The 25,418-nt window shown below is 41.4% G+C and carries 24 protein-coding genes and 4 pseudogenes; 14 read left to right on the forward strand and 14 right to left on the reverse strand.

The window, feature by feature from the left end:
- Nucleotide 1: 1 nt before the first annotated feature.
- Nucleotides 2-277, reverse strand: coding sequence for a prevent-host-death protein (locus AABK37_RS17320; protein WP_432552798.1), 276 nt, complete (start codon nucleotides 275-277; stop codon nucleotides 2-4).
- A gap of 233 nt (nucleotides 278-510) precedes the next feature.
- Here AABK37_RS17320 and AABK37_RS17325 point away from each other — a divergent pair.
- Nucleotides 511-1,610, forward strand: a pseudogene (locus AABK37_RS17325) (IS701 family transposase).
- Between the two features lie 176 nt (nucleotides 1,611-1,786).
- Here the strand turns inward: AABK37_RS17325 and AABK37_RS17330 are convergent.
- The 3 genes from AABK37_RS17330 to AABK37_RS17340 all read right to left on the reverse strand — a co-directional run bounded on the left by AABK37_RS17330 (nucleotide 1,787) and on the right by AABK37_RS17340 (nucleotide 6,205).
- A complete protein-coding gene (locus AABK37_RS17330) occupies nucleotides 1,787-3,691 on the reverse strand; it encodes a protein kinase domain-containing protein (protein ID WP_432552799.1) in 1,905 nt (634 codons plus the stop codon).
- 18 nt (nucleotides 3,692-3,709) lie between these two features.
- The gene (ltrA, locus tag AABK37_RS17335; protein ID WP_432552800.1) at nucleotides 3,710-5,470 is read right to left on the reverse strand and encodes a group II intron reverse transcriptase/maturase; all 1,761 of its coding nucleotides are present in this window, start codon (nucleotides 5,468-5,470) and stop codon (nucleotides 3,710-3,712) included.
- Nucleotides 5,471-6,043: 573 nt separating this feature from the next.
- Complete coding sequence (locus AABK37_RS17340) at nucleotides 6,044-6,205, reverse strand: 4-Cys prefix domain-containing protein (protein WP_432552801.1); 162 nt, start codon at nucleotides 6,203-6,205, stop codon at nucleotides 6,044-6,046.
- Nucleotides 6,206-6,258: 53 nt separating this feature from the next.
- On the opposite strand from AABK37_RS17340, the gene AABK37_RS17345 reads away from it, so the two are divergent.
- The 7 genes and pseudogenes from AABK37_RS17345 (at nucleotide 6,259) to AABK37_RS17375 (ending at nucleotide 8,542) form a co-directional block, all read left to right on the forward strand.
- Nucleotides 6,259-6,504, forward strand: coding sequence for a DUF6888 family protein (locus AABK37_RS17345; protein ID WP_432552802.1), 246 nt, complete (start codon nucleotides 6,259-6,261; stop codon nucleotides 6,502-6,504).
- On the forward strand, nucleotides 6,494-6,733 hold the full coding sequence (locus AABK37_RS17350; RefSeq protein ID WP_432552803.1) for a DUF6887 family protein: 240 nt from the start codon (nucleotides 6,494-6,496) through the stop codon (nucleotides 6,731-6,733). Before AABK37_RS17345 ends, AABK37_RS17350 begins: the two co-directional genes overlap by 11 nt.
- Nucleotides 6,734-6,952: 219 nt before the next feature.
- Nucleotides 6,953-7,177, forward strand: a pseudogene (locus tag AABK37_RS17355) (type II toxin-antitoxin system HicB family antitoxin).
- 25 nt (nucleotides 7,178-7,202) lie between these two features.
- On the forward strand, nucleotides 7,203-7,457 hold the full coding sequence (locus AABK37_RS17360; protein WP_432552804.1) for a hypothetical protein: 255 nt from the start codon (nucleotides 7,203-7,205) through the stop codon (nucleotides 7,455-7,457).
- 9 nt (nucleotides 7,458-7,466) lie between these two features.
- On the forward strand, nucleotides 7,467-7,631 hold the full coding sequence (locus AABK37_RS17365; protein ID WP_432552805.1) for an HNH endonuclease: 165 nt from the start codon (nucleotides 7,467-7,469) through the stop codon (nucleotides 7,629-7,631).
- Complete coding sequence (locus AABK37_RS17370; protein WP_432552806.1) at nucleotides 7,606-7,923, forward strand: hypothetical protein; 318 nt, start codon at nucleotides 7,606-7,608, stop codon at nucleotides 7,921-7,923. The genes AABK37_RS17365 and AABK37_RS17370 overlap by 26 nt, the downstream gene beginning before the upstream one ends.
- A 142-nt stretch (nucleotides 7,924-8,065) precedes the next feature.
- Nucleotides 8,066-8,542 carry a hypothetical protein gene (locus AABK37_RS17375; RefSeq protein ID WP_432552807.1) on the forward strand — a complete coding sequence of 159 codons (477 nt, stop codon included), beginning with the start codon at nucleotides 8,066-8,068 and terminating at the stop codon, nucleotides 8,540-8,542.
- Between the two features lie 425 nt (nucleotides 8,543-8,967).
- Here AABK37_RS17375 and AABK37_RS17380 read toward each other — a convergent pair.
- From AABK37_RS17380 to AABK37_RS17400, 5 genes and pseudogenes are all read right to left on the reverse strand, one after another.
- Nucleotides 8,968-9,210: pseudogene (locus AABK37_RS17380) on the reverse strand (DUF2887 domain-containing protein); the annotation flags it as partial.
- A gap of 7 nt (nucleotides 9,211-9,217) precedes the next feature.
- Nucleotides 9,218-9,484 (reverse strand): annotated as a pseudogene (locus AABK37_RS17385) (Rpn family recombination-promoting nuclease/putative transposase); the annotation flags it as partial.
- A gap of 7 nt (nucleotides 9,485-9,491) precedes the next feature.
- Nucleotides 9,492-10,277 (reverse strand): Rpn family recombination-promoting nuclease/putative transposase, encoded by a 786-nt coding sequence (locus AABK37_RS17390; protein ID WP_432552822.1) that lies wholly within the window; start codon nucleotides 10,275-10,277, stop codon nucleotides 9,492-9,494.
- Nucleotides 10,278-10,442: 165 nt separating this feature from the next.
- Nucleotides 10,443-11,213: a 3-methyl-2-oxobutanoate hydroxymethyltransferase gene (gene panB / locus AABK37_RS17395; RefSeq protein WP_432552808.1), complete on the reverse strand. Its 771-nt coding sequence runs from the start codon at nucleotides 11,211-11,213 to the stop codon at nucleotides 10,443-10,445.
- 182 nt (nucleotides 11,214-11,395) lie between these two features.
- Entirely contained in the window at nucleotides 11,396-12,526 is a 1,131-nt protein-coding gene (locus tag AABK37_RS17400) for a ligand-binding sensor domain-containing protein (RefSeq protein WP_432552809.1), read from the reverse strand.
- A gap of 1,117 nt (nucleotides 12,527-13,643) precedes the next feature.
- Here AABK37_RS17400 and AABK37_RS17405 point away from each other — a divergent pair.
- The 3 genes from AABK37_RS17405 (at nucleotide 13,644) to AABK37_RS17415 (ending at nucleotide 16,053) form a co-directional block, all read left to right on the forward strand.
- Nucleotides 13,644-15,074, forward strand: coding sequence for a form I ribulose bisphosphate carboxylase large subunit (locus AABK37_RS17405; RefSeq protein WP_432552810.1), 1,431 nt, complete (start codon nucleotides 13,644-13,646; stop codon nucleotides 15,072-15,074).
- A 101-nt stretch (nucleotides 15,075-15,175) separates the two neighbouring features.
- Nucleotides 15,176-15,580 (forward strand): RuBisCO chaperone RbcX, encoded by a 405-nt coding sequence (rcbX, locus tag AABK37_RS17410; RefSeq protein WP_432552811.1) that lies wholly within the window; start codon nucleotides 15,176-15,178, stop codon nucleotides 15,578-15,580.
- 137 nt (nucleotides 15,581-15,717) lie between these two features.
- Nucleotides 15,718-16,053 carry a ribulose bisphosphate carboxylase small subunit gene (locus AABK37_RS17415; protein WP_432552823.1) on the forward strand — a complete coding sequence of 112 codons (336 nt, stop codon included), beginning with the start codon at nucleotides 15,718-15,720 and terminating at the stop codon, nucleotides 16,051-16,053.
- A 131-nt stretch (nucleotides 16,054-16,184) separates the two neighbouring features.
- On the opposite strand, the gene dpdE is transcribed toward AABK37_RS17415, so the two are convergent.
- Entirely contained in the window at nucleotides 16,185-19,478 is a 3,294-nt protein-coding gene (gene dpdE / locus AABK37_RS17420) for a protein DpdE (protein WP_432552812.1), read from the reverse strand.
- 474 nt (nucleotides 19,479-19,952) lie between these two features.
- Between dpdE and AABK37_RS17425 the strand changes: the two genes are divergently transcribed.
- Nucleotides 19,953-20,168: a DUF2945 domain-containing protein gene (locus AABK37_RS17425; protein ID WP_263748178.1), complete on the forward strand. Its 216-nt coding sequence runs from the start codon at nucleotides 19,953-19,955 to the stop codon at nucleotides 20,166-20,168.
- A gap of 9 nt (nucleotides 20,169-20,177) precedes the next feature.
- Nucleotides 20,178-20,516, forward strand: a complete 339-nt coding sequence (locus tag AABK37_RS17430; protein ID WP_432552813.1) for a DUF3140 domain-containing protein — start codon at nucleotides 20,178-20,180, stop codon at nucleotides 20,514-20,516.
- Nucleotides 20,517-20,560: 44 nt separating this feature from the next.
- Here AABK37_RS17430 and AABK37_RS17435 read toward each other — a convergent pair whose 3' ends face one another.
- The 4 genes from AABK37_RS17435 to AABK37_RS17450 form a co-directional block, all read right to left on the reverse strand.
- Nucleotides 20,561-20,935, reverse strand: coding sequence for a hypothetical protein (locus AABK37_RS17435; protein WP_432552814.1), 375 nt, complete (start codon nucleotides 20,933-20,935; stop codon nucleotides 20,561-20,563).
- Nucleotides 20,936-21,496: 561 nt separating this feature from the next.
- Nucleotides 21,497-22,498, reverse strand: coding sequence for an NAD(P)/FAD-dependent oxidoreductase (locus AABK37_RS17440; protein ID WP_432552815.1), 1,002 nt, complete (start codon nucleotides 22,496-22,498; stop codon nucleotides 21,497-21,499).
- 48 nt (nucleotides 22,499-22,546) lie between these two features.
- Nucleotides 22,547-24,061, reverse strand: a complete 1,515-nt coding sequence (locus AABK37_RS17445; protein ID WP_432552816.1) for a thioredoxin-like domain-containing protein — start codon at nucleotides 24,059-24,061, stop codon at nucleotides 22,547-22,549.
- 93 nt (nucleotides 24,062-24,154) lie between these two features.
- Nucleotides 24,155-24,307: a hypothetical protein gene (locus AABK37_RS17450; protein ID WP_432552817.1), complete on the reverse strand. Its 153-nt coding sequence runs from the start codon at nucleotides 24,305-24,307 to the stop codon at nucleotides 24,155-24,157.
- 61 nt (nucleotides 24,308-24,368) lie between these two features.
- Between AABK37_RS17450 and glsA the strand changes: the two genes are divergently transcribed.
- The gene (gene glsA / locus AABK37_RS17455) at nucleotides 24,369-25,277 is read left to right on the forward strand and encodes a glutaminase A (protein WP_432552818.1); all 909 of its coding nucleotides are present in this window, start codon (nucleotides 24,369-24,371) and stop codon (nucleotides 25,275-25,277) included.
- Nucleotides 25,278-25,418 lie beyond the last annotated feature (141 nt).

A 25,418-nucleotide genomic window follows, 5' to 3' on the forward strand; every position in this document is an offset into this window, starting at 1 on the left:
ACTATTCCGCAACAAATGGGATACTATTATCGCTATATCGTGCAGGTGTCTCTAAAATATAATTTTCTTCAGCACAGATTTGACGTAGTTCTACAAAAGCATCTGCGAGAGATGATACTTTTTGTTGCTGATGCCAAGTTAGGAAGTCTTGGAAAAGTTTAGGTTCTATGATTGCAGCCACTAATTTGTCCTGCTTGAAGATTAATTGAGGTTCTGACGTAATAGCATCTATTACCTCTGGCAGTTTTTGTTGTGCTTCGTCAAGTTTCCAGTTCATTTGTTTTCAAATTTAGGAGCAAGTTATCTTGATTTTAGTTTAGGTGAATTATTCTATATCAGGACTTACGCAACTGGCACAGTGCGATCGCTCTTTTGTAGTACATATGTATTATTAAAGGGGAAAGTCCAAACAGGCTCTTGCTCAAATTAGTAATAGCGATCAATTGTGTGAAGTTGTCTGAATTTCATGAGAAAATTAGTGAAGGGGGCATTAAAAATAAGAATCAGGCGATGATATTTACTAAACTTAACTATTGCCAATATTTACTGAGTAGTCAAATTAATTATACTCTCACAAATTTGGCAAACCATTTAGAAGAGATTAGCCATGACAAAATTAACCGCTATCTTAAAAATGAAAAGTTAACACCACGTTTACTTTGGGATAATGTCAAAGATTTCATCGAAATAAATGAGAACGCATATCTAGTTTTTGATGACACAGTAATTGATAAAAGATATGCAATAGAAATAGAGACAACTAAACGGCAGTATAGTGCGGCGTGTCGGCGGACAGAGTACTCTGTCCGTCGAACCGCCTTGGTAATGAACATGGTGTCATCCAAGGGATTGGGTTAGTAAATTGTCTGTATGTCAATCACGAAATTGGGAACTTTTGGGTAGTTGACTATCGTATTTATGACCCTCCTAGAGATGGAAAAACGAAGATAGACCATGTGACGGAGATGCTGCAAAACCTTGTCTACCATAAAGATTTACCGTTCAAAGCTGTCTTGATGGACAGTTGGTATGCAACAAATAAATTGATGTTATCTATTGATGATTTAGGTAAATATTATTATTGTCCTCTGAAACGTAATCGACTTGTTGATGATACAAGAGATAAAAATGGTTATCAAAAAATCGAGTTATTATCTTGGAATGAACAGGAGTTAAAATCAGGTAAAATAGTCAAAAGAAAGAAGTTTCCTGGCGCAAAAAAAGTGAAACTATTCCGGGTGACTGTCTCTACCGACAGAACGGATTTTATCGCTACAAACGCGAAGCTCGCCGGACAGAATACTCTGTCCGGCAGACTTCGCGATTTATCTCAAGACTCTACGGACGTTGTACAAAAAGTGTGTAAGGTTCGTTGGAAGGTTGAGGAGTTTCATAGAGAACTAAAACAATTGACTGGTATTGAATCATGCCAGTGTCGCAAGGGTCGTATTCAAAGAAACCATATTGCCTGCGCTATTTTAGTCTGGCTTCGACTAAAAAATTTAGCTTACTATAGTGGTCAAACAATTTATCAAATCAAGCATGGATTGCTGTCAAATTATTTAGTTCAACAACTCAAGCGTCCGGACGTTCCCATGTTTATCGTCTAGTTGTTTGGCGCAGGCGCTGCCTTCAGCCATCGCCATTGCTTGAGAAAATGGCGATCGCGCTGTGCCGTTGCGTCAGTTATGCAATACATATGTACTAAAAGTTAGCGATCGCCTGTGCCAGTTGCGTAAGTCCTGTATATCTAGCTCAATATTCAAAACTGCTAATTCAGCACTCACTACTTTAGCCGCCAAATTTTGATGGTGTTGTCAGAACTACCACTGACAAGGGTTTTGCCATCTGGGCTAAAGGCGACGGAAAGAACCACGCTAGAATGCCCACTGAGAGTGCGAATTTGTTCTCCGGTTGCTAGATTCCACAGTTTGATGGTTTTGTCGGTACTACCACTGGCAAGGGTTTTGCCATCTGGGCTGATGGCGATGGAAAAAACCTTCTCAGAATGCCCGGTGAGGGTGCGGATTTCTTCTCCGGTTGCCAGATTCCACAGTTTGATGGTTTTGTCATAACTACCACTGGCAAGGGTTTTGCCATCTGGGCTGATGGCGACGGAATTAACGTCGTCAGAATGCCCACTGAGAGTGCGAATTTGCTCTCCGGTTGCCAGATTCCACAGTTTGATGGTTTTGTCCCAACTACCACTGGCAAGGGTTTTGCCATCTGGGCTGATGGCGACGGAATTAACCACGTCAGAATGCCCACTGAGAGTGCGGATTTGCTCTCCAGTTGCGAGATTCCACAGTTTGATGGTTTTGTCATAACTACCACTGGCAAGGGTGTTGCCATCTGGGCTGATGGCGACGGAAATAAGCACGTCAGAATGCCCACTGAGAGTGCGGATTTGCTCTTTGGTTGCCAGATTCCACAGTTTGATGGTATCGTCAGGAATACTACCACTGGCAAGGGTTTTGCCATCTGGGCTAAAGGCGACGGAAATAAGCACGTTAGAATGCCCACTGAGAGTGCGGATTTGCTCTCCAGTTGCGAGATTCCACAGTTTGATGGTTTTGTCATAACTACCACTGGCAAGGGTGTTGCCATCTGGGCTGATGGCGACGGAATTAACCGAGTTAGAATGCCCAGTGAGGGTTCTTTCTAAGAAAACATCGCTATCTTCGCTAGCAATTACAGATATGGGACTAGTTGGAAACAAGCCATAGCGAACATAGCCATATATTTGAGTTGCAACTATTGTAATAGCAGCACCCACCAGGAATCTTTTTCTGAAATTAGTATTTTGTCTGGATGGCTTTTGTAGCAATCCTTGTGGTTTTGCTAGTGGCTTTGCTGGTGCTACTAGCGTTGATGCTGGCGGCTGAGAAATTACTGTAGACGGTGGCGGTGATACTGGAGTTGCAATTACTGGCTGGGTTGGAGGTATTGAAAGTGATAGCGGGGGATTTAAATCTTGTAAAACTTCCTCGGCTGACTGATAACGCTGCTGATATTCTTCTTGCAACAATTTATCTAGCACACGCCCCAAATTCTGACTCACGCTTTGCTGCAAATGCTGTCGCCAACTCGCAACCCAACCATAACCTTGTCGTTTCCAAAGTTCCCAAGGCTGAATTCCACTCAACAGGTGAAAGCAGGTTGCACCGATACTATATAAATCACTGGCTGGGTAAGCTTCACCTCCTTCCATCTGTTCCAGTGGCGCATAACCAAAGGAACCAATGGTTGTTCCTACTTGCGTCATCACCGTTGCTGTCAGTTGCTTGGATGCACCAAAGTCAATGAGTACCAACTTCCCATTACTGCGACGAATGATATTCTCTGGCTTGATATCGCGGTGAATGACTTTGTATTGATGAACTGTTTTGAGAATATCTAACAAATCAAGCAATAATTCTCTGACTTTTTGCTCGTTGAAAATTCCCTGCTGTTGTAATTCCGCTAATAAATTCTGCCCGTCGATAAACTCTTGCACCAAATACAGGCGATTATCTTGCTCAAAATATGCCAACAGTGTGGGTATTTGTGGATGTTTTCCTAACTGTTGCAGTCGCTTTGCTTCTTGCTCAAATAGTTCTGTGGCTTTATTTAATGTGCCAGTTCCCTGTACTTGCGGTACAAATTGCTTGATAACACAATGCTCATTTAATTTGTCGATATCTTCTGCCAAATAGTTAAACTAAGCCGCTTAGTCACCTAAGCGACTCGTCTTCAAAACCGTGCGTGAGACTTTCACCTCACACGGCTCCTCAATGAGTTGACCATTGTCATTGGTACATCCAGCAATGTCTTTTGCTGTTTTTACATCGTGACAGTGACGGTGTAGTAATTGGAGGTTGCTGTATAGATTTTTACCTCCCTTATTACGGGGTATGATGTGGTCAACTTCCCAGATATCGCCGTCTCTAAACATGAGTCCACATTGATTACATTTACCTTTTTGCGCTTTTAGGAGTTTGGACACTCTAGTAGGTAGTTCTGGATGTTTTAAGAGCCTATTTGCCCAATATGCCGTATCTCCGTCATATGGTGACTTTCTATCTCTGACTTTAATATGTCTGATGATAGGTATGTCAGCATGGTTGATGAGTGTGCTACTTTTATCTCCAAATACCCAGTTTTGATTTCCAACCGTTTTGAAGTATTTATCGGTGGCGTAGCTGGCATTTTTATTGGGATGACGACGTTTACACCATCTTTTCAGTCTTAGCCAGATTAGATTGTCTAGTTTTTGGAAGGTTTCACTGCTTACTACTGTGGAATAGTAATTAGCCCAACCTCTGATTATTGGGTTGAGTATCCTTACTAATGCTGCTTGTGGGGCGGCATTATGGCTGTTTATTATTTCAGCCATATTTCTGTAGTGTTTCAGGACTTTTTCCTTGGAAGGTATAATGAGTGTTTTGTGACCTAATGTTTTACCATGTCCATTTTTGCCACTATTGTTTTTACCCACCGAGTATTGTCGGATATTAAATCCTAAGAAGTCGAATCCTTCTGATGTGTGGGTGACTTTTGTCTTGGCTTCACTTATTTCCAATCCAACTTCTTTGAGCCAATCTGTCAAGATACTTCTGGCTTTTTCGATTATCTGACGGTCTGGGTGGATGACAACAAAATCGTCTGCATATCTTACAAATGTAAGAGTTCGCGAGTTATCTCGTTTTTTTCCTGGTAGACTTTCTGCGAATTGCTTTAATCTACTTTCCATTCCGTGTAATGCTACATTGGCAAGTAGGGGTGATATGACTCCACCCTGGGGTGTACCCATATCTGATTCCTCTTTCTTACCTTTGAATACCCACCCCGCTTTTAACCACGCTCTAACGATGCGGGAGACAGTAGGTGAGGTATTTAATTTGCGTAGCAGGTAATCGTGATTAATGGTATCGAAGCATTTTGAAATGTCGGCATCTAAAACAAATTTTTGTTTCTGATTGATGCTGGTGTATATTGCTTCGATTGCGTCGTGTGTCGAGCGTCCTGGTCTAAAACCGTAACTGTTTGGCTCAAAGAGAGCTTCCCATTCTGGTTCCAGTCCTAGTTTCACAAGTGCCTGTGCTGCTCTGTCCTTTATGGCAGGTATGGATAAGGGACGTTTTCCGACCTTGGCTTTTGGGATGTGAATCCTTCTGGCTGGCAGTGGTTTTGATTTCAGGGAAAGATTTTTGACTAGCTCTAGTCTCTGTTTGGGTGTTAAGGATTTTATTCCATCCACTCCAGCAGTTTTCTTTCCTTGGTTGTCCTGTGTTATCTGTCTAACAGATAACAGCTTGGCACTGTATGAACGCATTAAGGTTCTTTGTAATCTCCGAACTTTTGCCTTGTCACCACGTTCTGATGCTTGGTAAATTCGTCTTTGGAGCTTGAAAACATATTTTTCGACTTTACGCCAATCAATGTCTTTCCATTCCACATTATTCGGATTTTCCGGATATGTATTAGACATGTAAACTCTACTTGATAACTTTACCTTTCAACTCATCGTGTGTACGTCAGCATATCTTGAACGTTACCCCAAGCATTCGCTTCTTACACAATCCCATCCGCCCATAGCATCCGGTTAGCACCTACTCAGTAAATCGACCGTACTGAGAGCATATAGGGGGTTAATTCGTTCCTCTAACCGATTGGTTGTAACTTTAGGTGTCCTAATTAATCCGGGTCAAATATGGGATGTCGTTAATACCAAAACTATGTATTAACCTCTGACCTTTGCCTTTTGGCTCCAGTGTATCAGCCTTATTTCACTGGTTATCCGTGACGGATTTTTAATAGGATTCCTGTTCGTCACCGTGGTTACTTGCTTGCATTACACTACTAGAAAGGCTTGTAGTTTGGTGCTTTTAATCCCGCTTTACGGATTGAGGACTAGTCGCTACCGTAGGGATTATGCTGTCACTCCGACATCAAGAGGGATGGATTTCCACCATCATCGGTTAGAAGTTGTCTAGGATTTTATCTCCCAGCTAGTCGTCCCTGGACTGAAATCCTCTCTAGAAGAGAGATTCAGCCATTTAGACTAAACGAATCGCACAGTTTTACCAAATCCTCCGCCACCTAATGATTTAATTGGGCGATAGCGATTTCTCAACACTACCAATCCCACGCCGCAGTTTGAGCAAAACATGATGCCATCAGGATTCGGCGGATTGTGGCAAGCTGGATTTAGGCAGCAGATCATAAACTGTGCTTCTATCGGGAAATGTATTTATTATCGCTTAAGCACAACCACTCTTGGTAGAAACCGCAAAATTAAGGCTTACTATTATCTATGTCACAATTGAGGAAGAGACGATAAATCCAACCAACGAACAAGCACAAGCCTGTGTGCGTGTCTGCCAGATGCTGTCTAATGGTTATCGCAACATCGAACTATTCCGTTTTAATGAACTCAAAGGATACATATTCATTCTGGCAGGTGATAATATCCAAATCATGATTTTTCCTAGTGGAGAGTGGAAGTTTATCAATGAAACCTAACTTTGCCCAAATGTCCACAAAAGAACTAAGAGCCTATGTACTTGCCCATCGGGAAGATTTAGAAGCTTTAGATATGTTAGTTAGTCGCCGTACTCCTGACTCAGAAACAATTATATATCCGTCGATGTTTACTGAAGACGGTACGCCAATTGAAGAAAATATTCGCATTGCAGAAGAAGCAATTAGGCAGCGCATTGAGCAGGCAAATGAAAGAAAGCAAGATTCTTAAGGTTCAAGTGCAGACAAGTCAAGTTCGTTAAGAACCCCACCCCGTCAAAGCGTAGCTTTGTCTCCCCTCAAAGCAAGCGGGGAGGGGATTAAGGAGTGGGGTGCAACGACTGTAGGAATCATAACTAATTATCCGGACTTGATATCACCAGGAAAAAGACGTTAATAATGCACTTCAAAAGCTAAAAGAAATTAAAAAGGCTCAAGAGGAAGAACAAGAATGAATTCTCACTACACTATTATTATTCAATGGTAGTTGCGAAGATAACTGTTATGTTGTCAGCCTTCCTGAATGGGGAGAATTTTGTCATACTCACGGAGATACTTACGAAGAGGCAGTTAAGAATGCTCAAGAAGTTTTAGAAATGCTGATTTCGTCATCGTTAGAAGACGGTACATCTCTACCAGAACCGCAAACTTAGCAAAGACATTTAAAGTAGCATAAATATTGATTCGATGAAAGAGGGATTATGACCACATCTATAAATACAACCAAAGTCTACGACGAAATTATTGACTTTATTGCTGCGGGAACTAGACCCCAAAGTGTTATAGATTTTAAACTATCACATGCAGCGCAGGAGCGTTTAGAAGATTTGGTTTACGCGCATAAAACAGGAGAATTGACACCAGAAGAAAAAAAAGAATTAGACCATTTCCTGACCTTAGAGCATATAATGATTTTGGCAAAAGCACGCGCTCACAAATACATCACTGCCGAGTAAATATAAGAAGTGCCCCGACCTTATATTAGTTTAGAACTTCGCCGCTTAGTTAGCGATCACGCTCATTATTTGTGCGAGTATTGCCTCATTCCTGAAGCTTATAGGTCTTCAACTTATCAAGTTGACCACATCATTAGCGTAAAACTCAGTGGTTCGACTACCGCAGATAATTAGTTCCTATGCCTGTATCTATTGTAATCTGCAAAAAGGCAGCGATTTAGGCTCTATTAATTGGCAGACTGGTGAACTCGTGCGCTTTTTCAACCCACGTCGAGACTTTTGGGGAGAACATTTCCGCTTAAATGAAGCTGTAATTGAGCCTTTAACAGATATTGGCGAAGTAACTGTACGTATCTTTGATTTTAACAATGGCGATCGCATTCTCGAACGGCAAGCATTGATGGAAGTTGGTATATATCCATCAGAATCAGCGCTGCGACGGATGATTAAGCAGACCGAAGAATAAAACACGCAACCGTGATTTAATGCTGATAATCAGACCTGGGTGTAAAAATTTAAATAAAATGTGCGATCGCATGACTTTGTGGGAATCATAAACGTAGTAAACATTGCTACTACAGCAATACTCTCATCAAGGTAATTATACGATGGCTTATCAAAATGTCAATGCCAGCATTTCCCCACAAGATATCCAAGAAATCAAAGCAGCACTACAGACAGTCCAAAAAAAGCTGCCCTTTTTGATTACCCTAACTACCGAAGAACGGCGCAAGTTATTTAAAATGGGTGATAAAAGCCTAGCTTTTGTTAATAATAGCGTTGCCGCTGCTCAGTCTAACCGCGACATTCTCCCCGCAAGTTTTGACGTTGAGGAATTGGTGCGAGATTATCAATTAGTCAGCACACTCACCGAACTTTTAACCTCAATGCGGCAACTCACCGAACAAGTAGATGATACCCTATTAGCAGTCGGTAGTGATGCTATGACCAGCAGTTTGACTGTTTATGACTATGTAAAGACTGCTGCAAAAAAGACTCCAGGCTTAAAAACTATTGCCGAACAGTTGGGTGAACGCTTCAAAGCTATCAGAAGTAGAACTACCAAAGCTGCATCAGGTTCTTGATGAATTAATACTCGTTAACGAGTATCTGAACCTCATTAAAGAGTCTTTGATACTCGTGAATCAGTCTTTGATACTCGTGAATCAGTCTTTGATACTCGTGAATCAGTCTTTGATACTCGTGAATCAGTCTTTGATACTCGTCAGAGAGTCTTTGATACTCGTGAATCAGTCTTTGATACTCGTCAGAGAGTCTTTGATACTCGTCAGAGAGTCTTTGATACTCGTGAATCAGTCTTTGATACTCGTGAATCAGTCTCTGATACTCGTGAATCAGTCTTTGATACTCGTCAGAGAGTCTTTGATACTCGTGAACGAGTTATTTGGAATTGCGATCGCCAATCTTAAGCTATTCTGTTTTACTGAAAATACCGATGATGTATGTATTTTCGCAGGCGATCGCACTTTCCCCTTCATTTACAATCACTTCATTGATTTGGAGGTGTCTGCTGTGCTGCTTCCTGGACTTGTGCAACATCCAAATCCAGCGCTTGTGCTATTTGTTCCACAGTTAAGCCTAATGCTAACAGTCTGGGTATAGCTTCTAATTTTGCCTCTAAACGACCTTCTTGATAAACTCGCGTTTGCTTCAGCTCACTTAACCCAAACATTGCTTCTATCTCCTCTCGACTGATTTTCGGAAACTTATAAACCAAAATCGTCTCTATTACAATCACTTCATTGATTTGGAGGTGTCTGCTGTCCTACTTCCTGGACTTGTGCAACATCCAAATCCAGCGCTTGTGCTATTTGTTCCACAGTTAAGCCTAATGCTAACAGTCTGGGTATAGCTTTCAATTTTGCATCTACACGACCTTTTTGTTCACCTTCTTCTTTACCTTCTTGATAAACTCGCGTTTGCTTCAACTCACTTAACCCAAACATTGCTTCTATCTCCTCTCGACTGATTTTCGGAAACTTATAAACCAAAATCGTCTCTATTACAATCACTTCATTGATTTGGAGGTGTCTGCTGTCCTACTTCCTGGACTTGTGCAACATCCAAATCCAACGCTTGTGCTATTTGTTCGACTGTTAAGCCTAATGCTAACAGTCTAGGTATAGCTTTCAATTTTGCCTCTAAACTACCTTCTTCTTTACCTTCTTGATAAACTCGCGTTTGCTTCAACTCACTTAACCCAAACATTGCTTCTATCTCCTTTCGACTCATTTTCGGAAACTTATAAACCAAGATTGTCTCTATAAATTCTAGTAACTGCTGTTGCAGTTGTAAATTTTCCGCTTGCTTGGTTCGGTTGATTAATTCTCTAGCAGTGATAATTGCTGTATCTTCATCTTCAACTACTAACTTAATAGTAGCAATACCAATTGGTAGTGATGCAGCTTCACCTAATTCATCCAAATAAATTCGGCTGATGCGCTGACTGGTAAAGAATTCATGGCAATCTTTGGTATCAGATGTATCTATCCTTCTGGTAGGATAAATAACTACTCCGCGCCAAGTGCTTCTGGGTTTATTTTGGCGTAGGTATAAAGATATTTCCGACAACAGACGCGAGTAAAGTTCTGTATCAGATTGGAATTGAACTTCAACAAAATAAATTGGATTATCTTCTTGGGTGGGAAGAAACACACCATCAATTCTAAAAGCTGTTTGTTTTATTTCAACTGAAGCAAATTGATAAGAACTTGCTGCTTCGGGAGGATTGCCAATAAGTTCAAAGAAGATGCTAGGAAATTCTTGAAATAGCCGATAAAAGATGCTGTCAGTTTTCACGCTGAATACAGCGTTTTTCAGGTAAATGAGGTACACAGGTAGGGGCACAACATTGTTGTGCCCTTACAATAATCTGTACCTCACCAAGTTGCAATCTGCTGTATGTTGGCGCTTTTTGTAATCTTACAATATCCGCATCCGCAAAACTGAAATGCTTTCCTCTCCTTATGGAAACTTCTTTTCTCGCACTTCAACACTAAATTCCTGCACAGCTTTGTTAATCGTTTCCCGCAGATTTGTATAAACTTTAGCAAATGGCGGTTGTTTTTCTGAAAGTCCCAAGACATCAGAAGTAACTAACACTTGTCCATCACAATGCACTCCCGCACCAATACCAATTGTGGGAATGCTCAACTTTTGTGTAATCTGCATTGCTAAATCTGCGCTTATATGCTCTAAGACGATCGCAAACACACCCGCTTGTTCGAGTGCGATCGCTTCATTTAAAATTCTCTCACTATCTTCTTGCGTCTTTCCCTGTTGTCGCAAACCGATTTGATGTATCGATTGTGGTGTCAATCCCACATGACCCATCACCGGAATTCCCGCTTGCACCAAACGAGCGATCGTTTCAATCATTGCCGGATAGCCACCTTCTAATTTTATCGCTTGCGCTCCCGTCTCTTTCAACACCCTACCGGCTGAATGCATCGCTTGCTGAATACTTTCTTGATACGTCAAAAATGGTAAATCTACCACCACCAAAGCGCGTTTTACCCCACGCCGCACAGCTTTTGCGTGGTAGAGCATTTCAGACAAAGTGATAGGTAGTGTTGTTTCATACCCCAACACCACCGCCATAGAGTCACCCACCAAAATTAAATCTACACCAGCAGCATCAAGGATTTGTGCGATCGCATAATCCCAAGCAGTCAAAGCCACAATTGAACGCTTTTGTTGTTTCCATTGAATTAATTGTTGAGTGGTGACTGGCATTTTCGATTTTGGATTTTAGATTTTGGATTTTGGATTGATTAGTGGTTAGTTGTTAGTTGTGAGTGGTTAGTTGTGAATAGTTAGTGGTTAGTTGTGAGTTGTGAGTTGTGAGTTTACGGTTAAGAATTATCAACTACCCACTATCAAATACCCACCATCAACTATCAACTACCCACTAACCCTTATTTAACAGCGCGACTAAAAGCCAGATGAGTTTTTGCCTGTGGCATTTTTGGCATTAACCAAGCTAAACCTTCACTAGTACCGATCCATAGTTTATTACCGATGTCAGGTGCAAGGGCAAACACGCGACTAGAAGGAAGACCGGCAACTTCGTCTAATACAGCTCCTGTATGTGGATTTAATCTTAACAAACCATCGTTAGTTCCGACCCAAACACTACCATCTTTAGCAAAGCGTACTGCTGTGACGTTACGTCCGCGCAACCGAGTAACTGACCGCAGCACTGCACCAGTTTTCGGATTAATAACCAGCAAATTATTTGGCATTCCTGCCCAAATTAATCCTTCTGGACTAATTGCTAAAGCTTGGACTGTCGTTCCCGGTAAATTATTGATCCACTTCATGACATAAGCATTTGCGGTATTTACCCGCACTACTCCATCAAGCGTCCCTACCCAAAGTTGACCATCAGCATCTAAAGTTAAAGCGTTAGCGCTAACTCCAGGAAGTTCTTTAACTGTTGTCATAATTAAACCTTGGTCTGGGCTAATTAAGGCTACACCGTTATCAGTTCCCGTCCACAAATAACCACGTTTGTCAATCAACAGCGATAAAACTCGTTTAGAAGGCAAGAATAAATTCTGTGCTGTGATTTCATTTGTACGCGGGTCTACTCGCTGCAAGCCTTCGTAATTTCCCACCCACAAGCGTCCTACTTTGTCTTGAGCTAAAGCACCGATCGCGACATTTGGTAAACTAACTCTACCTAAAATCTTACCGGTGTTCGGGTCAATGTGCGACAATCCCCGCCAAGAACCTACCCAAAGATTACCTGTAACATCCCCCAGCAAGTTACTCACACGATAATCAGTTTGTTTTAAACGTTCTTGCAGATCCCTGTCGTCGGGTAAAGGGTCTTTTCGGGGTGGTGGTGGTGAAGCTGGGTAAGAGGGAGTCAACTCTGATGAATCTACGTCAGGGGTTGTTTGTGGGGGAGAACTACTATTTTTTTCAGCATTGGCTGGAATCGTTGTTGAGATTGCCAACCCCAGCAGAGTAGAAGTAATTAATAAACTAATGCGATCGCAAAACAATACCACTGTTAAACTTCCTTGGGAAACATCTCCCATAGCCTTTGTCTGCAAAGGTTGCGGGTTAATTACAGTGTTCCCGTAGTTTGTGTTTTTTAAACAGTAAAACCAAACTGTGTGAAGAAAAGTAAATGAGGCTAAAACTCTTTCTCCCCCTGCAAGAAAGCTCCCTGCCTTATCCCAACAATAATTATTTACGCCGACCTACTTAAGCGGCTCTATCCCTGAAAGCCGAGGATATGAGCGGTAAACTGCTCACTACGAATTAAAACGTATTTTACTGATAAAGTTTTCTGTTGTCGTTGCACATTTTGGCGTAAGCGTCAAGGTATGATTCGATAAATGCGCGTAAAATTAAACGCTCAGTTTGTAGTTGAGGAATTAACACTCTCGCTTCTCAGCAATCAAGAAAACTTTACAATCTTAGCTCAGAGGACTTACGCACGCCTTTCCTAGAAACTTGGTTTCTATGTCAGTATTTGGTTGCTAAACAAGGTTATTTTCCTAGAAACCGAGTAACTTTGCCTGGGTATTAGCCCAGATGCTTCTAAAGCAGGTTTTTTTGATAAGGCGGTACTATTATGACTGATAGTTTGTAAATACATCTTAATAAAATGTTAAGTTCTGACATTAAATAACAAATTTAAATAAAAGAGTTAAGAAGATTAGAAGAATAACTTATCGAATTATTGATATATTGTGGAACAAGATACAAATTACGTGGTGTGCAATTTTTGTCTTTCGTTGAGGACTCTGCTAAATCAGCTGTGTTAATTTATCGTTGTCTGTTGCTCAAAAACGGGTAAAAAAGGCGGTAATCTATACAAGCCTTGCTTTACCAGTGAATTTACAAAGAAGCGCGATCGCCTAGTTAAGCTATATTTAGTAGAGTGCGAAGAACAGATAAAGAATTTACAATCGTGGGACGATGGAATATACACGCATCTTGCGTTTGTATTCACGAAAAGCACTGGTGAGGAAGATTACTAACTAAACTAAGTGTGAATCAAAAAAGCGCTACCCATTGTTAAAAGCAACCCTTAAGAAAAAACTTCCTGATTCCTCCTGCTTGTTGGGGGGAAAAAGCGGGGTGAGGGTAAATTGCACAGTACGTAATTTGCTTCTAAAAAAGATTGACTTGTTGGAAGGATAAAGTATGTCTTACGCGCAAACGAGGACTCAGTCGAAATCAGGTTATCAGGCTGGGGTAAAAGATTACAGATTAACTTATTACACCCCAGACTACACACCTAAAGATACAGACCTTTTAGCAGCATTCCGGATGACTCCACAACCTGGAGTTCCTCCGGAAGAAGCTGGTGCAGCAGTAGCTGCTGAGTCTTCCACTGGTACTTGGACAACAGTATGGACTGACTTGTTAACCGACCTTGACCGCTACAAAGGTCGTTGCTACGACATCGAACCAGTTCCCGGCGAAGACAATCAGTACATCGCTTATGTTGCTTATCCTCTAGACTTGTTTGAGGAAGGCTCTGTAACCAACATGTTGACCTCGATTGTAGGTAACGTATTTGGTTTCAAAGCATTGCGTGCATTGCGTTTGGAAGATTTGCGGATTCCGGTTGCTTATTTGAAGACTTTCCAAGGTCCTCCTCACGGAATTCAAGTTGAACGTGACAAATTAAACAAATACGGTCGTCCGTTGTTGGGTTGTACGATTAAGCCCAAGTTGGGTTTGTCGGCGAAGAACTACGGACGTGCGGTTTATGAATGTTTGCGCGGCGGTTTGGACTTCACCAAAGACGACGAAAACATCAACTCAGCACCATTCCAAAGATGGCGCGATCGCTTTACATTCGTAGCTGAAGCCATCCACAAAGCACAAGCCGAAACCGGTGAAATCAAAGGTCACTACCTGAACGTCACCGCTCCCACCTGCGAAGAAATGTTAAAGCGGGCTGAGTATGCTAAAGAACTCAAAATGCCCATCGTCATGCATGACTACCTCACCGCAGGGTTCACCGCCAACACCACCTTAGCTCGTTGGTGTCGTGACAACGGTTTGTTACTGCACATCCACCGCGCAATGCACGCCGTTATCGACCGTCAAAGAAACCACGGTATCCACTTCCGCGTATTAGCTAAGTGCTTGCGGATGTCTGGTGGCGATCACATCCACACCGGCACCGTTGTTGGTAAGTTAGAAGGTGAACGCGGCATTACAATGGGCTTCGTTGACTTGCTGCGTGAAAACTACGTTGAGCAAGACAAGTCACGCGGTATTTACTTCACCCAAGATTGGGCTTCCATGCCTGGTGTAATGGCAGTTGCTTCCGGTGGTATCCACGTATGGCACATGCCCGCACTAGTAGAAATCTTCGGTGACGACTCCGTACTACAATTCGGTGGTGGTACTCTCGGACACCCTTGGGGTAACGCTCCTGGCGCAACCGCCAACCGCGTCGCTCTTGAAGCTTGTATCCAAGCACGTAACGAAGGACGCAACTTAGCTCGCGAAGGTAACGACGTTATCCGCGAAGCTTGTAAGTGGTCTCCTGAACTGGCTGCTGCTTGCGAACTGTGGAAAGAAATCAAGTTCGAGTTCGAGGCAATGGATACCGTCTGATTTTAAGTTAAGAGTTAGAAGTTAGGAGTGAGGAGTTAAATTAATTCATAACTCCGCTCCTGATAACTCATAACTCATAACTCTTTTGGGCTGGGTCAAGCATGGATTTAAAACAAATTGCAAAGGATACAGTTAAGACGCTCTCTAGTTACCTAACTTATCAAGCAGTGCGGACGGTGCTAACTCAACTTGGCGAAACGAATCCTCCCTTGGCGTTTTGGCTGCACAACTTTTCCGCCGACAAAATTCAGGATGGAGAAGCATACATTCAAAGTCTGTTTCAAGAAAAGCCAGATTTGGCTTTGCGGATCATGACCGTCAGGGAACATATCGCCAACGAAGTCACCGACTTCTTACCGGAAATGATTCGTATCGGCATCAGCCAAGCAAATACAGAACACCGTCGCCAGCATTTAGAGCGAATTACGCAATTAAATATGTCAACACCCAGCCCAGAATCAGAACAAGCAGCTTCAGATCCAAATTTGGATAATTCATCAAGTTAGTCGATAGTCGGAATTTGAAGAGGGGAAAAGGGAAAAGGGAAAAGCCTAATGCCCAATGCCCAATGCCCAATGCCCAATGCCCATTACCGACTAACAACCAACACCTTTGTAGTCAAAGCCATCCTTTATTACCAACTATGCAGACCTTACCAAAAGAGCGTCGTTACGAAACCCTTTCTTATCTGCCTCCTCTGTCTGACGCTCAAATCGCCAAGCAAGTGCAGTACATCTTAGAGCAAGGTTACATTCCCGCAGTCGAGTTTAACGAAACTTCCGAGCCAACAACATTCTTTTGGACACTGTGGAAGTTGCCTTTATTTAACGCTAGATCTACTCAAGAAGTGTTGAACGAAGTTCAAAGCTGCCGTTCTCAATACAACAACTGCTTTATTCGTGTAGTTGGTTTTGACAACATCAAGCAGTGTCAAGTTCTCAGCTTTATTGTTCACAAACCCAGCAGCAGCAGATACTAAAAAAGTAAAAGCTAGCTAGTGGTGCGTTACGGAAGCCGTAACACACCCTACAATTTTTTTAAACCCAGAACCCCGGTTTCTCAAAGAAACCGGGGTTCTCGCACAACGAACGCGCATTCCTCACTACGAATTTACGAATTATCGCTTTCTTCCTCAACTTGAGTTGGAGGACACCCAGAAACGACAATAAAACCAACAGAATCAAGACGAATAGAAGGATGGCGAATTCCTTCTATAATTAGTTGTATTAAGTCGGTTTCTGTCTCAATTTCTTCTTCTAGTTCCGAATTAGACCTTTCTTTGTTCTCAACAAGTTGATTAAGTCGCAGTTGTAATTGTTCAACGCGCTTACTTAATTTATGTTCAGCAATTGTCGCCTGTTTTTCGCACAATTCAACAAAATCAGGACGTTGCTGGAGTAATTCCAAAGAAGTTTGACGTGCTTGATAACAAAAATCTTGCCATTTATTAGCTTCAACAAAGTTATCAATTATTGATAATCGACTTTTTGCTAAGTTATAATCACGATGTTGAGTGCTGCCTTTACCTTTATAAGGACGCTGCAAAATAGTTAATAGTTCCTCATCTTGCACTAAAGACATACGCTCAACATCAACGAAAATCGACTCGATTTTTGGCGGAAATAAGCCATCAGCGCGTCGCTTGAGAATCTGATATTTGGTGTCGTCTTTGAGGTAAGTTAAATTGGCTTCAATTATATAATTGAATCTAAAACCAAACCATTCCTTACCTTGACTGTTATCCCAAGATTTATCAAATCGCCATAGTGCAAAAGCTTGACCTCTATCATCCCAGTTAATGTACGATGCTAATGATTCAATAAATTCTTCACCAATTCTATAGAGATTGATATCAGAATTTTCATTTGCTAATTTACGGTTAAAAGTACCAAATGTTTCTGCAAAAGTGTTGAAGTAAGTTCTCAATTCATCTACTGGAACCAAGGTACGCATTGTTGGTTGATAGCGCTGTACTCCAGAGAAATCGGTTTTATAAACTTGCTTAAATTCTAAAGCATCACAAATCCATCCCTCTACACATCGCTGTATTTGTTGATATTGAGCATCATAATTATCTAATGCTGTAAAATACTGGATAGCATCTTCATCGAGAATATCAATCTCGTCTAAAACGTTTTGTTCATTTACTTTAACTTTTTCGGCGGCGATTTCATCTTGGATTTGTTCTATACTTTCTATTAACCCATTTGCACCAGTTTCAAACAGCTTTGCTTCGAGTTGCGGCAATTTTTTATCTACATAAAACTGAAGACTGGTAATTGATTGCTGGAAGACTGCCAAACCTTCTTTTAACAAACGATACCAAGCATCGTGGGGACTATCTTCTAAATCTGCACCTGCAAATACTGTTAACTCAATTTTCTGGGTAGTGTAGATGCTGTCTATCCGACTAATTCTTTTTTCCAGGCGATTTGGCGACCAAGGAATGTCAAAATGAATTATCCAGTCGGCAAATTGTAAACTACGACCTTCTTCGCCAGCAGAATCACAAACCAGAATAAAACACTTTGAATCGTTTTTGAATTGTTTAAGATTCTTTTCAACTTCAGCGTTTTGTCCGATTTGATGAGTAGCGACAGTGGTTTTACCAAAACTGCTTCTCAAACAACGGACGATTTCTGCCCCAACTTGGGGAAAGCTGGTAAATACAACAATTTTTGGCAGTGTATCACCCGGTATTGGTCTTGTAAGTCGTCGCTGTACTTGTTCGAGTAATTTGCTGAGATTTGACCGATAAGATTGTAGGTTAAAGCGTTCGCTGAGGTGGTAGAGTAATACTGTTTTAAGTAATTCGATGCGATCGCCATCTTCTGACGGTTGTCGAATTATTTTCAGCAAAGACTCTAATATCTCTTCTTCCCCGGCAAATTTCGGAGTATCGGTAAGCATGGAAATGCTTTCATCATCAAAGTCTTGAATTAACTCTTTGCGAGCTACCTTTTTTAACCGTGCCGTGATAACCTGTTCTAAAAGACCCAACCAAGTACCAGAAGCGAGAAATAAAAGCAGAAATATCCGCTGATACTCTTTTTCGTTGGGAGCAAGGCTACGCCACTTTTCAATTGATTCGTGAATGTCTATTGAACGCTCATCTAAATCATACTCGGCTTTGGGTGAAATATTTCTCTCCCAAATTACATCTTCTACCGAAGCAGGACGATTGCGGAGAATTCGTCTATGAAGTCGATGCGTGTCGCTGATGTGGGTGCGAATTTCTCTAACAAGTTTATCTTGGTCGCTGGCTGTTTGTGTTTCTAATTTGTCTGCTAAATTGAGTAAATAAGCATCTTTGGGAAAAAGCTTTTGGAGTTGACTTAAGTTGTCTTTCCGCACAACAGAATCTGCATCTTCCAAAGAAAGTAAAATTTGACCAATTGCAGCCCGGTTTTGCACTTTAGCGCGAAATGAAGCTAAATCATCCATCCGATAGATGTCAGGCTCTAACAGATGTAGCATCGCCAGATAATCGCGCTCGTGGTTTAATAGTGGAGTAGCAGTAAGTAAAAGCAGGCGATCGCATTTATGAGCTATGTGTTTGTATACCGCAAAACGCTGGCGTTGTGATGCATCAAATGAATACGCCATTGCCGCGATTTTCTCAGCTTCATCGAAAATGACAAAATTTATATCTGCGTTGCGGTTAATTTTCTGCACATCTTCCACCGCTACCACTTTCACTCTATCAGGAAAATGCGAGATATAAAATTTATTTTCTAACTCTTGATGCCATTGTTCAAGTAAATATTGCGGTACTACTACTAAAGCTGTCCCCTGCGGTTCATCTAACAAATATTGGCGAAGAATAGCACCGGCTTCAATCGTTTTTCCCAATCCCTCATCATCTGCTAATAAATAGCGTTGAATTGGGTCTTCTAGGACTCTGCGGATAACTTCAACTTGGTGAGGATAAAGCTTAATGTTGGCAGAAATTAAGCCTGTCATTCCCCGACTGACAGCGCGTTGCGACATCAAACAATTAACTAAAGCAAGTCGTCTTTCGTGGAAGTACGGCGTTTCTTGACCCTTCATTGCTAAAATATCAATTGGGTCTTCAATCGGTAAATCGCAACGCACGTAAACTTCTTGCTCAGTTACTAATACCGTCTTTTTATCTGGTAAATCAACTTGATATAAATCGTTGTCTTCATCCCAAGTGAAAATTCTGCCGATTCCCCATCTATCTTCATTGTCTAATTTGATATAACAGCGAGTTTGACGCTGAATTCTGACTTTAGACAGCGAAATTAAAGGTAACGTGTTTGAAATTTGCTTTCCTAACGAGCAAAAATATTCTACAACTACCGATTGCTCGGATATTTGAGTAACTTTACCTATTCCTAAATTGTTATTGCGCGATCGCACCAACGAACCAACTTGAATCATATCCACTATCTCATAATTTCGTTACGGTCAACCGCTTTGATAAATTTACTCAAAGCAGCAAATTCACACTTTTCGCCAAACTTAATAATAGTTCGTATATCTAATAGCGCAACATTTAAGTTATACGTTTGAATACGGCTTTTCAGGTTCCTCTTTAATCGATAGGCAAGTGCGAACGCCTAGCTTACCACAACTTACATCTAGCATCACGCGCCGACAGGTTGATATTTGTGGATATTTCAACTGGATTGATTTATAGCCTGCGATTAGTGTAAGTGCATTCCTATTGCAGCAGTTGAATAACAGACCTAACCCCCAACCCCTTCCCTAGGAGGGAAGGGGAGAAAATCAAAGCCTCTCTCCTCCTTGGAGAGAGGTCAGATTTGCGAATGCAATTTCTGTCAAGCGACTGATTAATTTTTCTGATAGCGCGAACATAATTAACGGGTATAAAACGTTCAAAAGAAAAAACCCGTGAGTGACGAATTGAAAAAAGGTGACAAGGTTAAGTGGAAAACTTCCCAAGGTGAAACCACCGGCGAGGTGGAAAAGAAACTCACCTCATCCACAGAGATTAAAGGACATCACGTCGCTGCCTCAAAAGATAATCCTGAGTATTTGGTCAAAAGCGATAAAACTGGCAAAGAAGCAGCACACAAACCTGGTTCTCTTGAGAAAATTGAGGAGTAATGCAGCGTTATGAGTAAAGATGTCAAATCAGCGATCGACGAGTTTCACGCTTGTGTGAATATGACAGCAAAGGAACTTGAATCTTGGCTGAAAACAGAGGAATCTCAATCTGTAGGGCAAAAAAAAGATGATGATGAGTCAATCGGACATAAATCCGGTAAACGCATCGTTGAATTATTGCACAAGAAAAAAGATGACTACACAGACGATGATTTATCGCACATGAAAAAAGTCGTCAGTTATGTACATCGTCACTCAGCACAGCAGCCTGAAGGTGATGTTGAGGATACACACTGGCGTTATTCTTTAATGAATTGGGGACACGACCCCTTAAAAGGTAAAAAATAAAAGGTAGAGACGTTCCACCGGAACGTCTTTACTATTAATTTGATTCAACCAAACCAGTATGATGGTTGAGAATCTACTTGGATTGTTTCAAGGCGATCGCTAATCCAATCTGATTTTTCTTTCATGATTGAAGAAATGCCTTGATGAATTAAATTTTGCAAGTATAATGTTTGTTCTAAAGGACTGCGAGGTAACTTAAAGTTTAACAAGCACTCTTGGTCTAGCTGGTAGTCAGGAAGCGATTTATCATCACTTGCACTGTAAAGGCAAGGAATGCGACTTAGAACAAAGCAAATTAACTCTTGGCGCAAATCAGCAATAGCAAAAGCTTGTTGATAAGGATTGTATGGATAAGTATCCAAAACGCTTTCAATTTCTCCTAAAACTGATTGCGGTGTTAATTTCACTACTGTTTGCATAACGTTTTAGTTCCTTTTGATCCAGCTAATAATTTGTCAATCAGAGAAAATTTATCAATGCAAATGCCACCGTAACAATGAAGTTAGAATAAATTTGAGTGTTAGATGCTAAAACCCTAAAACTAATTTTTTCTTCAGTTACAGTCTTAGAAAACTTACTGCGTTTATCTAAGTTCAAGTTTGTACTTCACAGGAGAAACTTGAAAACAATGCTGACTACACTTATTAAGTGTAAGTCCTTTATACCGATAATGCCAATTATTTCAAATTTATAAATATTTGCCTCAAAACTACACAAAATGCATCATAAACTTATAGGGATCAATTCCAGCAACTAACAAAAAATATTAATTATAAAAAAAGATTGAATGAGTTTCCACTTTTTTTGTAATTTACATTTCTTAGCATTTTGAAATTGCAAAACCCAAATATGCGCTTCTGTCGATGATGCAATCAGAAGCACTGAAAATTTATTGCGAATGAATTATGTAAGGTACAAGCCTAGCAACTTACTATCATTGCAAATTAATTGAGCCAGAGATTAAATGATTAATTAAGAAATTATAAAAAATTTAAGCCGCTTAAAGGTACATTTCTCATCTGATTGTTAATTTCCTCAGCAGCGGCTAATCCTGAAAGCATCGCACCTTCAACAAGGTTGCCACCACACCAATCACCACAGCACACCAAAGGTAAAAAACTTTCCGCAGATAAAAAAGCTTTGTCCCAAGGATTGCGAGGAAAAGCATAACGCCAGCGATGTACTTGCATCCATTCGGGAGTAGCCAGCCAAGAAAGTTGCACAATCTGACTTGCGCTTTGCAACATTTGCTGTGCGGCTAAGTGTAAATCGAGAGATTCTAAATAACGTTGGGCGAAATCAGCGCTACTTTGGATAACAAAAAGCGGTTGCTGCGAATTGTGACGCTTGCTGCTATCTAAACCAATCCACGCTAAATCAGGATTGTCAACAAAACTTAAAGCTTTCCACTCTGGAAGTGGCTGCGAGTCGGCGGGATACCCAGCCATAACAGCAAGGCTGGGGTAAAATTCTATAGAACGTAAGTTATCTAAAAAAGCTTTATTGACGAAATCGCCTAAAGGTGCTAATAGGGTGAAAGCTTGAGGTGCGGGAATAGCGACAACTACTGATGCAGCGGTTAACTCTTCATCGCTGGATTCAAAGGTGAGACGCCATTTATTATCGATTGGGGTAATAGCTGCGACACGTTGATTCAGGGAAATTTCTAAATTTTGAGCGAGAAACTTAGCGATCGCACTCATTCCCTGAGGTGCAATATAATTTGGCTCTGGCTCGTTTGTCCATACTTCTAGAATATGATGGCGGCTCAACAACTCAACAAAACGCTTCAGCAATTCATCTTTCGGCTTCAAATAACACACACCATGATCCGCACAAGTATTATGTAAACGCCGTGTAGCAACTCGTCCCCCCAAACCACGGGACTTTTCCAGCACCAATACTGAGTATCCAGCTTGACTTAATTGCTGGGCGCAAACTAAACCTGCCATCCCAGCACCAATTACGGCAACATCAGTCATAATTCTTTAAATTCTTTCTTTGCGCCTCTGCGCCTTTGCGTGAGACAATCATATATTAAACGGAACACACACATCTGGCGCACACAATCCGATAAATTGGATTGTTGTTACTTCAAAGGTGTTTAAATCGACGCAGCGAATGGCATGATTATTTGTATCAGCTACATATAAGCGAGAATCTAGAACGCTCAAGCCTGAAGGTTCGCAAAAGCGGCTGTGTTTACCTTGTCCATTTTGGAATCCAGCGGTATTACCCAATATGGTTTGACAATTTCCGGTGCTGGGGCTAACTAATTTAATTTTGTGGTTGTAAGTGTCGGCTACCCAGAGATAATTATCGGCATATTCTATCCCTAAGCAATGCTGCAACCGAACATTAAAACTCTGTCCATCAACGTCACCAAAACCGAATAAATCTCCACTTCCGCAAATTGTTCGCACTTGTTGCGGTTCTATTAATTTTACGCCGCGAATTGTGCTAACTTCACTGTCGGCGATATATAATTCTTGCCCGTCGGTGGTGATGCCGCTGGGTTGAGCAAATGCTGATTCGCTGAGTATACCATCTATACAAGCTTCTGCACCAATGCCTGCATAAGTCTTAACATTGTCGGTTTGCAGATTCATTTCCCAAATTTGGTGAGAACCTGCGATCGCTATATATATGATATTCCCGACTTTCACCAAGTCCCAAGGTGAATTCAAGGCTGTTTCTTTTGCAACACCACCGTGAGGATGAATATTACGGCTTTGTTTGCCTGTTCCGGCTATGGTTTCTACTATTTGACGCTGCAAATCAACGCGCCGCAAGCTATGATTTTCTGTATCGGCAACGTAAAGAAGTTGATTTTTTGCATCAAATGCCATTCCTTGAGGTGCAAAAAATTGCGCTTGCTGAAATGAACCATCAGTTAAACCGGGTTTTCCTGTACCGATTAAATGCAGGATTTCTCCATCTTCGTTACTCATGACAATTCGATGATGTCCAGAATCAGCGATAAACAAAGCCGCGTTTGTCGCTAAGACTTTACCGGGAAAAGCCAGTGGTGTAATTAACGGTTGGCGCTGTTTTTCTAAAGTCAAGCTAAGTTCTTGAAAATTAATAGTTTTTTTGTCGCGGTGTTGGGAAATAAGTTTTGCAATTAATTGATCTAAAACATCGCGCTTGCCTTCACCAGATATAGAGGCGATCGCGTAACCTTCTGGATCGATTACAATCAACGTGGGCCAAGCACGCACTGTATATTCTGACCAAATCCGAAAGCCGCTGTCAACTATAACTGGATGTTCGATGTCGTAACGTAAAATGGCTTGACGAATGTTTTCGGTTTCTTTTTCGTTGTCAAACTTGGCTGAATGCACGCCGATAATGGTAAGACTATCTTGATATTTCTGTTCGAGATATTTCAAGTCTGGTAAGATGTGCAGACAATTGATGCAACAATATGTCCAAAAGTCTAAAATTACAACTCTGCCTTTAAGCTGTTTAATAGATAACGGTTTGTCAGTATTCAGCCAAGGAAAATTTTGCGGAAATTCTGGCGCTCTTACACGGAGGTTCATAAAATATTTTTATTGGTAATTGGTAATCGGGCATTGGGCAATGGGCATTGGGCAATGAACAATGGGTATTGGAGAGGCAGTGCGTTGCGCGGGTTAAGAGCGCTTATCTGCACCTGCCGTCCGAAGGGCATTGGGGAGGCAGTGCGCTATATGGGGGTTTCCCGGCAGCCATGCACCTGCCGTCCGAACAGCATTGGGAATAGGTAATAGAAAGAAATTGTCCTCCTTGTCTCCTTGTTTCCCCATTCCTTATTCCCCATGCCCCATGCCCATTGCCCTATTCCCCATTACAAATCTGATATAATTCTTGAAAAAACTCGAAACACTAACTACCGCTGATTTATCTGTCTGGGTACAACAAGCCAAAAGCCAAGCTTATCAAGGACAAATTGCTAACCGCATTCCTAAATTGGCTGTTGTCGATCCTCATTGCTTTGCAGTTCACATTTGTTGTAAATCAGGACAAGCTTACAGTACAGGCGATACAAACTGTGTTTTTCCGCTGATGAGCGCGATTAAGCCGTTTTCGCTGTTATATTTGCTAGAACATCTGGGATTGGAAACGGTTTTTCAGTGGGTTGGGGTTCAGCCATCGGATGCGCCCTTCAATTCTCTCACGCAACTGGTTAGCGATCGCTCCTTCCCACGCAACCCGATGATTAACAGTGGTGCAATTACTCTTGCTGATAAATTACCAGGAAAAAATCCAAGCGATCGCACGCAAAATTTATGTCAATGGCTGAATCAATTAGCCGAATCCAACTTCAAGCTGGATGAAGAGATGTTAGCTTCAGTTCGTTCAGTTAATTCTCAAACCAATCAAGCGATCGCTCAATATCTTGCCGAAGCTGGATATATAGATGATGTTCAAACAGCCATAGACACTTACGAGCAAATTTGCTGTCTTTCTGGCACAGTTGAAGACTTAGCCTGTCTGGGAAAAATATTATCTTTTAGCGAGATTAGTTTACCACAAAATCGTCGCTGTGTCAATGCCTTGATGTTAACTTGTGGATTGTATGAAGCATCTAGCAAATATAGCATCCGGATAGGATTACCGATGAAATCAGGAATTAGCGGTGCGCTTTTAACGATAGTACCAAAACAGGGAGCGATCGCTACATACAGTCCCGCCTTAGATAGCGTCGGTAATTCTGTAGCCGGACTTGCCTTTATTGAAGCATTATCTGAAAATCTACACTTAAGTCTACTGTAGTAAGCGCTTCAGCGCTTTACCACCAACTACAAGCAAAGATTAGAGCTTTACCTATGGCGTGTTTTCACTTTTACCCGATATTGGCGCACGGTGCAGCTTTTATAGCCCGCGTAGGCGGGCTTTGCTCGTATAGCCCCAGGC

Origin of the sequence: Tolypothrix sp. VBCCA 56010 (assembly GCF_050875635.1) — a bacterium.
GTDB lineage: Bacteria > Cyanobacteriota > Cyanobacteriia > Cyanobacteriales > Nostocaceae > Hassallia.